Origin of the sequence: Peristeroidobacter agariperforans (assembly GCF_004138335.1) — a bacterium.
Classification (GTDB): domain Bacteria; phylum Pseudomonadota; class Gammaproteobacteria; order Steroidobacterales; family Steroidobacteraceae; genus Steroidobacter; species Steroidobacter agariperforans.
Genome location: NZ_RYFW01000001.1, coordinates 1,789,554 through 1,802,692 on the forward strand (window position 1 = coordinate 1,789,554; position 13,139 = coordinate 1,802,692).

Annotated in this window: 12 protein-coding genes; 10 read left to right on the plus strand and 2 right to left on the minus strand. The window is 62.2% G+C overall.

The features are described from left to right. Position 1 precedes the first annotated feature (1 nt). The 10 genes from EK373_RS07780 to EK373_RS07825 all read left to right on the plus strand — a co-directional run bounded on the left by EK373_RS07780 (position 2) and on the right by EK373_RS07825 (position 10,694). The gene (locus tag EK373_RS07780) at positions 2-958 is read left to right on the plus strand and encodes a carbohydrate kinase family protein (protein ID WP_129642129.1); all 957 of its coding nucleotides are present in this window, start codon (positions 2-4) and stop codon (positions 956-958) included. A gap of 14 nt (positions 959-972) precedes the next feature. Then, entirely contained in the window at positions 973-1,203 is a 231-nt protein-coding gene (locus tag EK373_RS07785; RefSeq protein ID WP_157994272.1) for a biotin/lipoyl-containing protein, read from the plus strand. Beyond that, complete coding sequence (locus tag EK373_RS07790; protein ID WP_129642131.1) at positions 1,203-3,218, plus strand: alpha-ketoacid dehydrogenase subunit alpha/beta; 2,016 nt, start codon at positions 1,203-1,205, stop codon at positions 3,216-3,218. Before EK373_RS07785 ends, EK373_RS07790 begins: the two co-directional genes overlap by 1 nt. Further along, positions 3,211-4,104 carry a 3-hydroxy-5-phosphonooxypentane-2,4-dione thiolase gene (lsrF, locus tag EK373_RS07795; protein WP_129642132.1) on the plus strand — a complete coding sequence of 298 codons (894 nt, stop codon included), beginning with the start codon at positions 3,211-3,213 and terminating at the stop codon, positions 4,102-4,104. The genes EK373_RS07790 and lsrF overlap by 8 nt, the downstream gene beginning before the upstream one ends. A gap of 1 nt (position 4,105) precedes the next feature. Next, positions 4,106-4,807, plus strand: a complete 702-nt coding sequence (locus tag EK373_RS07800) for a ribulose-phosphate 3-epimerase (RefSeq protein ID WP_129642133.1) — start codon at positions 4,106-4,108, stop codon at positions 4,805-4,807. Beyond that, the gene (locus EK373_RS07805; protein ID WP_129642134.1) at positions 4,804-6,768 is read left to right on the plus strand and encodes a bifunctional aldolase/short-chain dehydrogenase; all 1,965 of its coding nucleotides are present in this window, start codon (positions 4,804-4,806) and stop codon (positions 6,766-6,768) included. Before EK373_RS07800 ends, EK373_RS07805 begins: the two co-directional genes overlap by 4 nt. Before the next feature lie 9 nt (positions 6,769-6,777). Continuing rightward, positions 6,778-7,449, plus strand: a complete 672-nt coding sequence (locus tag EK373_RS07810; RefSeq protein ID WP_129642135.1) for a D-lyxose/D-mannose family sugar isomerase — start codon at positions 6,778-6,780, stop codon at positions 7,447-7,449. A gap of 13 nt (positions 7,450-7,462) precedes the next feature. After that, entirely contained in the window at positions 7,463-8,641 is a 1,179-nt protein-coding gene (locus EK373_RS07815; RefSeq protein ID WP_129642136.1) for a hypothetical protein, read from the plus strand. Further along, complete coding sequence (locus EK373_RS07820) at positions 8,638-10,020, plus strand: sugar porter family MFS transporter (protein ID WP_129642137.1); 1,383 nt, start codon at positions 8,638-8,640, stop codon at positions 10,018-10,020. Before EK373_RS07815 ends, EK373_RS07820 begins: the two co-directional genes overlap by 4 nt. Positions 10,021-10,136: 116 nt before the next feature. After that, positions 10,137-10,694 carry a BON domain-containing protein gene (locus EK373_RS07825; RefSeq protein ID WP_129642138.1) on the plus strand — a complete coding sequence of 186 codons (558 nt, stop codon included), beginning with the start codon at positions 10,137-10,139 and terminating at the stop codon, positions 10,692-10,694. 27 nt (positions 10,695-10,721) lie between these two features. On the opposite strand, the gene EK373_RS07830 is transcribed toward EK373_RS07825, so the two are convergent. Next, the gene (locus EK373_RS07830) at positions 10,722-11,390 is read right to left on the minus strand and encodes a DUF2459 domain-containing protein (RefSeq protein ID WP_129642139.1); all 669 of its coding nucleotides are present in this window, start codon (positions 11,388-11,390) and stop codon (positions 10,722-10,724) included. A gap of 60 nt (positions 11,391-11,450) precedes the next feature. Further along, positions 11,451-13,112, minus strand: a complete 1,662-nt coding sequence (locus EK373_RS07835) for an alkaline phosphatase family protein (RefSeq protein ID WP_157994273.1) — start codon at positions 13,110-13,112, stop codon at positions 11,451-11,453. Positions 13,113-13,139 lie beyond the last annotated feature (27 nt).

Consider the following 13,139-nt stretch of genomic DNA (forward strand, 5'->3'; position numbering starts at 1 on the left):
CATGCCTGATGTGGGTTGCGCAGGAATCCTGGTCGAAGACACATTCTGTGGTCCTCTTCCGGCCCTGCCACCGGCGGGACAATTGCACGCGCTGGACGACATGCCGGTACGAGCCGGCGGTTGTGCGGCGAACGTCGCTATCGATCTTGCCAAGCAAGGCGTCAGCGTCGATCTCGTCGGTTGTGTAGGCCGCGACGGATCCGCCGAAACGCTCTTCAAAGCATTTGCCAGGCACGACGTCGGTTGTTCGCTGGTGGAGCGCGTCGAGCAGTATCCGACCAGTCGGACGATCGTGCTGTTGATCGAGAACCAGGACCGCCGTTACCTGCACACCTTCGGCGCCAACCACGCGTTCCGCATCGATCGCATCTCGCCCCAATGGCTGGAGTCGTTGAAAGTGTTCTATCTCGGCGGCTTGTTTGCCATGCCGGGCATCGACTTTTCGAAGCTCAAAGCGCTGCTGCAGTTCTGCAAGGAAGTCGAGGTCAAGACCGTCGTGGATGTAGTCGTTCCGCAAGGAATGACGGGCATGGCGCAGTTGGCCCCCTTGCTGCCATACATCGATGTATTTCTGCCGAACGACGATGAAGCGCGCGCCTTCACTGGTTGCGCCGATCCGTGCGACCAACTGCGCGCGCTGAAAGATGCCGGTGCAAACACCGTGATCATCACTCGTGGCTCACAGGGGGCCGTCGCGGGGCGGAACGGGAAGATGTGGAGTTGCGGGGCCTACCGCATGGCCGTGGTCGATCCGTCCGGCTCCGGGGATGCATTCACGTCGGGCGTCATCCGCAGCCTGCTGGCAGGCTGGGATCTGCAGCAAACCCTTCGCTATGCGAGCGCCGTCGGCGCGTCGGCTACCAGAGCAGCGGGCACCACCGATTCCGTCTTCAGCGCCGAAGAAGCCGACGCGTTTCTAGTCGAGCATCCGTTGCCTGTTAACACCGAGGAACACTGACGATGGATGTGAACATGAAGATGCCGGACCTCGCCACCAACGAGGGCGTGGAGCTGGGCGTCACCCGCTGGCTCGCTAACGTGGGCGACCCTGTGAAGCGCGGTCAGGCGCTGCTGGAAATCGAAACCGACAAAGCGGTCCAGGAAGTCGAGTGCATCGCCAACGGCACCCTGACTACCATCCATGTGCAGTCCGGGCAGAAAGTTGCCGTCGGCACCGTCATCGCAACGATCAAGGTGAGCTGATGACTGGCTACGATCGCAAGTTCCTGCTCGGCATGTACGAGCGCATGGTGCTGATCCGCGAGTTCGAGGACGCGGTCAAATTCCTGTTCCTCGAAGGCACCATGCCCGGAACGATTCATCAATGTCAGGGCCAGGAGGCCACCGCTGTCGGCGTGTGCACGGCGTTGTCGTCCGACGATTGGATCACTTCGACGTTTCGTGGCCACGGCCACGCGCTGGCAAAGGGATTGGGGCCGCAAGAGCTGATGGACGAGCTGTTTGGCGCCGAAACCGGTTGTTGCAAGGGCCGGGGCGGATCGATGCACGTCGGCAATATGAGCAAGGGGATGGTGCCGGGAATCGCCATCGTGGCAGGTGGCATTCCACTGGCCGCCGGCATGGCGCTGTCATTCAAGTTGGAAAACAAGCCACACGTAGTGGCGTCCTTCTTCGGTGACGGCGCCATTGCCGAAGGGGCGTTTCATGAAGGCGTCAACATGGCCGCCATCTGGAACCTGCCGCTCATCCTGGTGTGCGAGAACAATCTGTACGGCGCGTCGACGCATGTCGATCTGGTAATGAAGAATTCGCGCATCTCGGATCGCGCGAAGTCGTATGGATTCCGCGGTGAGACGGTGGACGGCAACGATGTGCTCGCAGTGTATGAAGCTGCGCAGAAAGCGGTCGCCGAATGTCGCGCCGGCCACGGTCCGGTGCTGCTGGAGCTGCTGACCTATCGTCGCACCGGGCATTCGCGTCGCGACCCGTGTCATTACCAACCGAAGGACGAGCGCGAGGCCTGGACGCAACGCGATCCCATCGAGCGATTCGCCGCGAGGATCCAGATCACGGCCGAAGAACACGAGCTCATCAACACTCGCGTTCAAAAGACGCTGGCCGCAGCAGTCGAGCGAGCGAAGGTCGCCCCGCATCCGAGCGCCAGCGATCTGGCCGAGTACGTTTATGCCGAGGCGTCGCCGCGGCCATCTGCTCTCAATGAACAATTAAACCCCGTCGTGAGTGCAGGTGGATCAACGCGACGTCTCGGCATTGCCGAAGCGCTGCGCGAGGGAATCACCGAAGAAATGGCTGCGGACCCGCGCGTGTTCTGCATCGGCGAGGATATTGGGGTGCCGGGAGGGTGGGGCGGTGCGTTCACGGTGACGCTGGGCCTGGAGAAGAGATTTCCGGAGCGGATGATCAATACACCGATCGCGGAGCTCGGTTTCTTCGGCCTGGCCACCGGGGCGGCAATGATGGGCATGCGGCCGATTGCCGACGTGCAGTATGGCGACTTCCTGTTCCTGGCCAGCGACCAGATCATCAACAACGCGGCCAAGCTTCGTTACATGTCCGGCGGAACGATCAGCGTACCGCTGGTCATGCGTGCACCGGTGGGGGCGACGGGCCGGGGCTCGCAGCATGCGCAAAACATGGAACGCTATTTCACCGGCGTTCCTGGATTGAAAGTGGTTGCCCCCTCGAACGCCTACGACGCGAAAGGATTGCTCAAGGCCGCACTACGTGACGGCAATCCCGTGCTCATGTTCGAGCACAAGTTGCTGTACGGCTCGAAGGGCGCGCGCGCCGAGGGCGGTGCCGTCGATGCGTCGAGCGATGTTCCGTTGGACGACTATGTGGTGCCGATCGGCAAAGCCGCGATTCGGCGCGAAGGTAAGCGCGTGACGGTGTTGGCCTGGCTCTTGATGGTCCACTACGCGATGCAAGTGGCCGATGAGCTCGACGCCGAAGTGATCGACGTGCGCAGTCTGTCTCCTATCGATTGGGAAACGATCGGCGCCTCGGTGCGCAAGACCGGTCACGCCGTCATCGTCGAAGAAGGACCGGTGACCGGCGGTGTGGGCGCCGAAATCGCCGCCGGCATCGCCGAGCGTTGGCCATCGGTGCGCGTAACGCGCGTGGCCTCGCCTGATGTCCCTGTTCCTTTCACTCCCGTGCTCGAAAACGCATATCGCCCCAACGCGGATCGCATCTCGATGGGAGTGCGCCAGATACTGGAGGAGAGCCATGGCTGATACCGAAGCACTCAGAGAAGCGAAGAATTTCTACGAGGACGTGCCGGTGCGCGCGCCCGGGTTCTTTCTGCGGGGAGCCGGCTCGCTCGACTGGGGCATGAAGAATCGCCTGGCGCGCATCTTCAATCCTGAAACCGCCCGCACCGTGATGCTCGCCATCGACCATGGCTATTTCCAAGGACCGACGACGGGCCTGGAGCGCGTGGATCTCAACATCGTCCCGCTCATGCCCATGGCCGATGCGTTGATGCTCACGCGCGGCATCTTGCGGACCACGGTGCCGCCGGCGATCGACAAGCCCATCGTCATGCGTTGTAGCGGCGGTCCGAGCATTCTCAAGGAGCTGTCGAACGAGGAGCTGGCGGTCGACATAGAAGACGCCATTCGCATGAATGTTTCGGCGCTGACCACGCAGGTGTTCATCGGCGGTCAGTTCGAGACGCACTCGGTGCACAACATGACGCGGCTCGTCGACATGGGCCTGCGCTATAGCATTCCGACGATGGCGGTCACTGCGGTGGGCAAGGAACTGACGCGCGATGCTCAGTATCTTCGCCTGGCCTGCCGCATCTGTGCCGAGCTGGGGGCACAGATCGTCAAGACGTATTACTGCGCCGAAGGTTTCGAAACGGTCACGGCTTCGTGTCCGGTGCCCATCGTGATGGCGGGCGGCAAGAAGCTGCCGGAATTGGACGCGCTCACCATGGCGTACAACGCGATTCAGCGGGGTGCGGCCGGCGTCGACATGGGGCGCAATATTTTCCAGAGCGACGCGCCACGCGCCATGATGCAGGCGATTCACAAAGTCGTGCACAACGGTCTCAAGCCGAAGGAAGCGCATGAGCTGTTCCTGACCTTGAGAAGCGAAGAGTCGAAAGGACATTGAAATGGCGCGCTCCCCTCTCGTTGATCGTTTGCGCGCCTCTGCGCCTCAGATCAGCGTCGGGGTGCTCACTGCGGACTGGCTGACGCTGGGCTCGCAGCTGGAGATTCTGGAAAGCGCGGGGGTCGAGCTGCTGCACTTCGATGTGATGGATGGGGTGTTCTGCCCCATGCTGACCCTGGGTGCGCCCGTCGTCGCGGGGCTCAAGACACGTCTGCTCAAAGACGTGCACCTGATGATCGAAGATCCGCTCAGCAAGCTGGATGCGTTCGTTGCCGCCGGCGCGGACATCATCACCGTGCACGCGGAGTCCACTCGTCATCTTCATCGCGTGCTGCAGACCTTGGGCACGATGACCAACGCCAACGATTCCAATCGCGGCATCGTGCGTGGCATCGCTTTGAATCCGGGCACGCCGCTGGAAGTGCTGGAGCCGCTGGCGGGCGAGTTCGAGCTGGTCCTGATGCTGGCGGTGAATCCGGGCTGGGGCGGTCAGAAGTTCATCGCGTCGACGTGCGAACGTGTCAAACGGTTGCGCGAGATGGTGCGAGATACGGCGTTGATCTGCGTGGACGGCGGCGTCACGCGAGACAATATTGGCAACATCGCTCGCCTTGGCGCCGACATCATCGTGACCGGTAGCGCCGTCTTCGATGGCAAGGCCCCGTTGGAGAACGCCAGAGCAATGATGGGCGCGTTGCGATGAACAGCATGTGGAACGATCGGGACGCGGTCCGATTCCAGGGGCCGTTGGGACAACGGGTCTACACGTCGCGCCTGCTCGGTCGCGATCCTTCGCTCGTTCTCCATGGCGGCGGCAATACGTCGGTCAAGCTGTTCGAGCCGAATCTTTTCGGCGAATCCGAGGAAGTGCTCTACGTCAAAGGGCGCGGCGCGGATCTGAGCACGATCGACGCGGCGGGGTTCTCGCCCTGTCGGTTGAGGCGACTGCTACGACTGGTTAGTCTCCCCGAACTGACCGACGAGCAGATGGAGAGCGAGCTGAAGCTGTCCTTGACCCGTGCCTCCGCTCCCGCACCGTCAGTTGAGACGCTGCTTCACGCGCTGCTTCCTCAAAAGTTCGTCGATCACACGCACGCCGATGCGCTCATCGCCGTGATGAACTCACGCAACGGCTTCGAGCGCTTGCAGGAGATCTACGGCACGCAGGTCGTGATCATTCCGTACGCGATGCCGGGCTTCAAACTGGTTCGTTTGTGCCGCGAGATTCTTTCCAAAGAGGCATCACGCGAAACCATTGGTGTCGTGCTGATGCATCACGGGCTCTTTACCTTCGGCGAGTCGGCGAAACTTTCTTACGAGCGAACGATCGATCTGGTGTCGCTGGCGGAGCGCTATCTCGAGACGCATGGCGCTGGCCGCATCGAGTGGCTTACGCAGCCTGTGAAGCCCCAGTCCCGCGCAGAGCTTGCGACGCTTCGGCGGCAGGTGAGTGACGTGGCCGGGACGCCCATGGTGATGACCGTACGTTCGGACTCACAGGCGCTGGGGTTTGCCCGGCGTCCCGACGTGTTTGAGTTGTCTCAGCGTGGCGGCGTGACGCCCGATCACGTCATTCGTACGAAGCGCGTACCGATGGTGGGGCGCGATGTTGCAGCCTATGCGGCGGCATATCGAGATTATGCGCGAGCCTACGCAGCTGGGCGCACATTGGCGGCCGTTGATCCAGCGCCGCGCGTGATTCTCGATCCTGAGCTGGGCATGGCGGTGCTGGGCCGAAGCGCCGAGGATGTGGGCATCGCTGAGGATATCTACCGGCACACCATCGACATCATCATGAGCGCCGAGATACTCGGCGGCTGGAAGGCGCTGCCCGCCAGAGATTTCTTCGATGTCGAGTTCTGGGACCTGGAGCGCACCAAGCTTGCCAAGCCCGCTCCTGAATCCGTCTTCCTGGGAGAAGTTGCGCTCGTGACGGGCGCGGCTTCGGGCATCGGTAAAGCCTGCGTCGACGCCTTGCTCGCACGCGGCGCCGCCGTCGTCGGTCTGGATGTAGCGTCGGGTGTCAAACAACTGTACGACCGCAAGAGTTATCTGGGTATCGAGTGCAATCTCACCGATGAGGAGCAGATCGGCGCGGCGCTGGACCAGGCGGTGCGCAGCTTCGGTTCGATCGATATGTTGGTCCTGAATGCCGGAATCTTTCCAAGGAGCTCGCCGATTGCCGCGCTGGCCACCGACGTGTGGCGCAGAACCATGAGTATTAATCTGGATGCAAACCTGGTGCTGATGCGGGAATGTCATCCACTGCTGAAGCTCGCGCCGCGCGGTGGCCGCGTGGTGATTATCGGATCCAAGAATGTCGCCGCCCCGGGGCCGGGAGCCGCGGCTTATTCGGCCTCGAAGTCAGCGATGCAACAGCTGGCGCGAGTTGCGGCGCTGGAGTGGGGCAGCGATGGTATTCGCGTGAACTGCGTGCACCCGAATGCCGTGTTCGATACGGCGATCTGGACACCCGAAGTGCTGGCGGCGCGTGCGGCCTCCTACAAACTGAGTGTCCAGGAATACAAAACAAACAACGTCCTCAAGGTCGAGGTGACGAGCAAAGACGTGGCTGAGCTGGCCGCCGAGCTGTGCGGGCCCAGGTTCTCCAGGACCACGGGCGCGCAGATTCCAGTGGATGGCGGCAACGAGCGGGTCATCTGAGGGGGAAGCATGAAACGGTCCGAAATCAATGCGCTGATCGATGACGCGATCGCGCTGCTCCACGAGCACCAGGTCCGCCTGCCGCCGTTCGCATACTGGAGTCCTGCGGAGTGGGCGACCAAGGGCGAAGAATGCGATGAGATTCGCCAGTGCAAGCTCGGTTGGGATATCACCGATTTCGGCTCAGGAGATTTCGACAAGGTCGGCCTGGTGGTCTTCACGGTGCGCAACGGCCATCACAAGCTCGCGCCGTACAACAAAAAGCCCTATGCCGAGAAGATCCTGGTGATTCAAGAGAATCAGCACACGCCGATGCATCATCACATGCTCAAGTCCGAGGACATCATCTGCAAGTCGGGCGGCAATCTGCTGATTCGCCTGTTCAATCGCGGCCCGGACGGCAAGCTCGCGGACTCGGATGTCGAGGTCTCGTTGGACGGCGTGCGCCACCGTGTCGCAGCCGGGCATACCTTTCGTCTGCAGCCGGGCGACTCCATCACCTTGACGCCCTATCTGTACCACGAGTTCTGGGCCGAAGAAGGCCGGGGCACTGCCATCGTGGGCGAAGTCTCTTCGGTCAATGACGATGAGACCGACAATGCCTTCTATGCCCAGGTCGGGCGCTTTCCGACCATCGACGAAGACGAGCCGGTGACGCACAAGCTGTGTACTGAATACTAACGTTCGGTGCCGCATGACCTTCGAGTCCACCGTCAAGATTCAGGGACAGGACTCATTCCTGCTGGGGACGCGGGAGGTCGAGCTGGCGTTGACCCGGACCGGCGGCATGCTGGGTCCGGTGACGTTCTTTCCCGAAGACGATGCGCCGATTCAGCCCTATGCCATCGCGCCGTGGGCGGAGGAATCGCTGCCTGCAGATGTGCCGCCGATGCTCCGAGCATTGCGTGGCGACTGGTTCTGCTCGGCATTTGGAGAGAATGGCGAGCCGTATCGTGGCCAGCGATTGCCGCCGCACGGTGAAACTGCGAATCGTGATTGGCGCGAGATTGATAGTGGAGGAACAAGCGACGGCTGCTGGCTGCGCCTGGGTGTCGAGATGCCGTTGCAGGGCGGCGCATGTCACGCGACCACGGCTCTGCTCTCCAATCAATCGATCGTTTATCAGCGTCATGACCTTTCGGGACTGACCGGTCCGATCAACCCGGGCCATCACGCGACACTGGCGTTTCCAATCGGCCAGGGCGCGGCACGACTTTCGTTTAGTTCGTTGCTTCATGCGCGCACCTATGTCGAGCCAACTGCCAGGCCCGAAGATCGCGGCTACTCGTGGCTCAAGACGAATGAGCAGATCGTCGATCTGCACGCTGCGCCGTGCATCGATGGCTCGACCACGGACTTGTGCCGCTTTCCCGCCCGACGCGGATTCGAAGATCTGGCGCTGTTGTGCGCCGATCCGGCGCAGGAGTTCGCTTGGTCGGCCGTGACCTTCCCGGAGCAACGATTTGTTTGGTTCGCATTGCGCGATCCGAAGCAACTCGCCTCGACGCTGCTGTGGTTCTCCAATGGTGGGCGTCACTTCCCGCCTTGGAATGGCAGGCACGTCAACGTCATGGGGATCGAGGACATCACGGCCTACTTTCACGCCGGGCTCGCCGCGTCGTGCCGTGAGAATCCGTTGAACGCGCGAGGCATACCGACTTCTCTACGGCCCGATGCTCGTGGCCGGCTGTCCATTTTCTATGTCCAGGGCGTCGCACGCATACCGGCGGATTTCGATTGCGTCGCCGACATCGAAGGTCACTGGAGAGATAACAGCATCGTGCTGCGCGCGGCATCGGGCGCAGCGGTGGCAGTCCATTGTCATCTCGACTTCCTGCGCACGGGAACCTTACCGGGGCTCGCATTACAATGAAACAAACGCTCAACGGCACTTTGGTCCGGACGGTCTTCGTGGCTGCGCTGGGCGGCTCGTTGCTTGGGTTCGACACGGCAGTTATCGCCGGGTCGACGCAGGGGCTGACGCAGGTGTTCAATCTCTCGCCGGCCGAGCTGGGGTTCACAGTGTCGGCGGCGCTGTGGGGCACGGTGCTGGGTGCGATGGCGGCAGGCTGGCTTGGCCGCGTGCTCGGCGGGCGCACGAGTCTGCTCATTCTCGCCGCGTGCTACCTCATATCGGCGTTGGGCTGTGCGCTTTCCCCATCTTGGATGTGGCTGTTGATCTTCCGCTTCGTCGGCGGCCTCGGCATGGGCGGTTCATCCGTGATTGCGCCGGTATATATCGCCGAGATTGCTCCCGCCGCGTGGCGGGGGCGATTGGTCGGCGCATTTCAGATAAACATCATTGGCGGCATTCTGCTCGCGTATCTATCGAACTACGTGATCGGATTGTTTCCGTTGGGCGATGTCGAGTGGCGCTGGCAGCTGGGCGTCGCAGCCGCGCCGGCGGCACTGTTTCTATCGATGCTGATCGGTATTCCGCAGAGCCCACGATGGTTGATCGCACAGAATCGCCTGACGGAAGCAGATCAGGTGCTTGCGATGCTCGGCTCGCTGCAGCCGCAAGTGGAGCGGGAAACTATCCGCGCGTCGCTGCAGGCGGATGTGGGGCCGAGCTCAGATCGGCTGTTTCAGTGGCGCTATCGCCGCCCGATCCTGCTGGCGCTGGTGCTGGCCTCGTTCAATCAGTTGATCGGCATCAACGCGGTGCTCTACTACTTGAACGATATCTTCCAGATGGCTGGCTTCGATCGCGCGTCGCAGAACGCACAGGCCGTGGCCGTCGGTGCGACGATGCTGATCGCCACTCTCATCGCACTGAGCCTGATCGATCGGTTCGGCCGACGCACGCTGTTGTTGGTGGGCTCCGTCGGACTGGCGGTGTGCCTGGCCGCCATCGCGACGATCTTCCGGATCCAGCAGTATCAGCAGATGCTGCTGGTGTTCGTGGTCGGCTACGTGGCGTTCTTCGCGTTTTCGCAGGGCGCGGTCGTCTGGGTGTACCTCAGTGAAATTTTCCCCGATCGCGTGCGCGCGCAAGGGCAGAGCCTCGGCAGCTCGACGCATTGGGTGATGAACGCCCTCGTGTCGGCCGCCTTTCCGGTGGTCGCAACTCAGTCGCAGTCCGGGCCCTTCTTCGGGTTCCTGGTCATGGTGATCCTGCAGTTTCTGGTCGTGTGGATGTTCTTTCCCGAGACCAGCGGCATCAGACTCGAAGACATTCAACGGCGCTTGGGAACCTCGGATCCTACTGACGGCGCAGTCGTCGTGCAGGGCGCCCGCGAAGCTCCCTAGCATCGCAGTCGGCTTTCTTACACACTGCGTGCGCACTTTCCCCTGCCCCGGGGAACTTCGATTTGGCTGACCCATTCCCACTACATCGCAGCGAAATCTGCGACCGGAGATCAGCCATGCGTCACTTGCGAGAACTCACCCTCATCGTGTGCTTGTTTTGCGTCATCCCTGCCGCCGCAGCGGCTGAGCAGGACACTCGTGCTGTTAGCGACACCGCACTGACGGCCAAGGTCAAATCAGCTCTGGCCGCCGATAGCGCTGTGCAAGCGACAGACATCGAGGTCGAGACACGCGACGGCATCGTTCAGTTGAGCGGATTTGTCGAGTCCGAGGACGCGGTCTCTGCGGCCGTGATGCGCGCTCGAGCGGTCGATGGCGTCGATGAAGTTCGCAATGACCTGGTCGTTCGCAATGAGGACCGGCCTGCTCAGCAGCCCGTCTCCGACACCGTGATTGCGGCCCGAGTCCGCAGCAGCCTGGGCAACGTTGAAATGGACGACGAGAGCGACGTCAATGTCGAAGTGAGCGCGGGCGTGGTGCAGCTGAGCGGCTTTGTGACCAGCGTGGAAGAGAAAGCTCGCGCGGGCGATGCGGCGAGTGCCGTGCCTGGCGTTAGAGACGTTGAGAACAATATCGCGCTGACCGAGGAGCACGAGCGCGCGCCGCAGGAATGATCGGGGGCTCAGCCATCGCGAGGGTGCTCAATGCGCGCCCGCGAATCCCTTCGCTTCCCTGATCACCCGGTTAGCCGAGACGACCGACCACGCCGCAAGCGGACAGCCGCCATCTTCCAGACGCCGCGAGGTCCACCAGTTGCACATGCGAGGAAAGAAGAAGCGTCGCTTGGCATAATAGAATTTGTTCGGCTCGGGAGTACCGTGCAGCGGCGCGCCAAACGATCTGGGTGTGCTCTGCTTGAACTCTGCTTCGATCGAGGCCGTGAGTTTCCGCAATCCCTCCGCCGAGAGTCGCACCTTGATGACTTCATTGGCCAGCAGCGCTTCCGCCGTTGGATGCTCGAAGCCGATGACGTGAACGGCGCTGGCCGTCGAGAAGAATGCCGCGCGAAGGGCGAGCCACCAGGTTTCTTCACCGGGCGGCGCTTGATAGAAACGAGCATCGCCCCAGCCGAACTCGAGATACCGTGACTCCGGAAAGTCGGCGAGCACCGACCAATTGCGATTCGGCCAATCGGCGGCGGCGACTGCGACGCCGGTGTGCCAGGCGCGTTTGATCACATACACCGAATGCAGGGAATCTTGCGGCGTCGTGGGCGGATAGCACGCGTCATTCGAAGCGCAGCCGGAGAGCGTGCCCGCCAGCAGCACCGTGACAAATAACGACAGCAGTTGTCGAAAGCCGTGGGTCATGCACGGCGCACGCTACATTAAACGTAACTTAGGCGGCAATCCGCCGCAGATGCAAGGCGATCAGGGCTGGAAGACCGGTAGCGCGCGACCGTCGAATTCGCCGGCGGGGACTTCCAGTCCGATGATCTTCGCCAGTGTCGGTGCGAGATCCACCGTTTCGACGGCGACTGGCTGCTCGAAGCCAACGATGCCCCGCCACCAGAACACCAGCGGCACGCGGCGGTCATAGCCCCAAGGCGAGCCGTGCGACGCGGTGTAGTCGCTCTCCACGTTCTTCGGCAGCTGATACAGCGAGATATAAGGTTTGAGCAGCACGACCAGATCGCCCGAGCGCTGCGCATTGAAACTAGCCTTGGCGCGCTGGAGCAGCGTCCATTCATCGACCGGGCCCGACGGCGGCTCGGCCGCGATCAACTCGTCTTTCGTGAACACCGCGGCGATCTGCGGGTGATTGCGATAGAACTGAGCGGCGCGATGAAGAGCGCCTGCGCGGCGATCCGCGGGAATCGCGGCATTCAAGTAAACATCGTTTGCGAACTCTTTCGGGCCGAGCAGGATAGGCTTCGGCAGATCCGGCAGTTCCTTTTCGAGGATCGCGCTGACGTTCGCGGCCAGCAGGTTCGTATCGATGCGAGCCGCTTCGGTGACGCCGCGCTGTTTGTTTCTTTCCGTGGTATCGACGCCGCCGTGGTCGGCGGTCAGTGCGACCACGTACGGGATGCCGGTCTTGTCGAGGCCCGCGAGCAGCCGACCGATCGATTGATCGAGCGCGAGTTGCTGCGTGCACATCTCGGCCCCTTCGGTGCCGTAGTAGTGGCCGGCGTAGTCTGTGCCGGAGAAGCTCACGGCGAGCAGATCGGTTGTGCCTTTGCCGCCGAGATTGAAGCTCTTTACCGCGGCGAGCGCGGCGTCGACGGTGAACGCATCCATCGCTGGGGTCGCGCGCCAGCGCTTTGAGTTGGCGGGAAGATTCTGCAGCGTGCCGATGGAAATAGTGTCGGTGAGCTTGGTCTCGCGCGATCGCGAGGCGCAAGCGGCCGGCAGCTTCAGCACCGAAGGCGAACCGTACGACTTGCGAAGGTTGGCATTGACCTTATCGGCGATCTCTTTGGGAATGCTCGACTCTTTGCCTGCATACGTCGTGAAGCCCGTTTGGGTCCACCACAAGGCGAGGTCGGCGTTGTGACCGCCGAGCATCACCGCCGAGCGATCCTTACCGGCGACCGATACGACTCGAGTGGCGGGATCGCGCGCCTTCATGCGATCGCCGAGCGTCGGCACTAGTAATGACTGGGGCGAGATGACCGTCTTGTCCACGACGCTGCCAGCCGGCTCGGGCTTTTCCACGCAGTACAGCGTGAATGTTTCCTTCCCGTTCACGGTCCGCGGCAGCAACGGATCCTGCCAGTCGTTCGCGATGATGCCGGTTCGTCCCGGCCGCGCGCCGGTCAGGATGGTGGAATGGCCGGGGCAGGTTTCGGTCGACGCGTGGCTCTGATGGCCCTTGGGAAACACCGCGCCGCTGGCCAGACGCTTCAGCCCGGCTTGATACAACGGACGGTATTCGGTGAACACATCGGAGGAGAACTGGTCGACCGCGATGGCGACGACGAGCTTGGGACGCGGCGGTTCGGCTGCGTGCAGCGAGGCTGCGGTGAGCGAGCCGACCAACATGCAGGCGGACAGGCAACGCACGATTGCCGAGCGGAGTGTTGAATTCATGGGCGGCGACATCGGAGCCTTATGAGA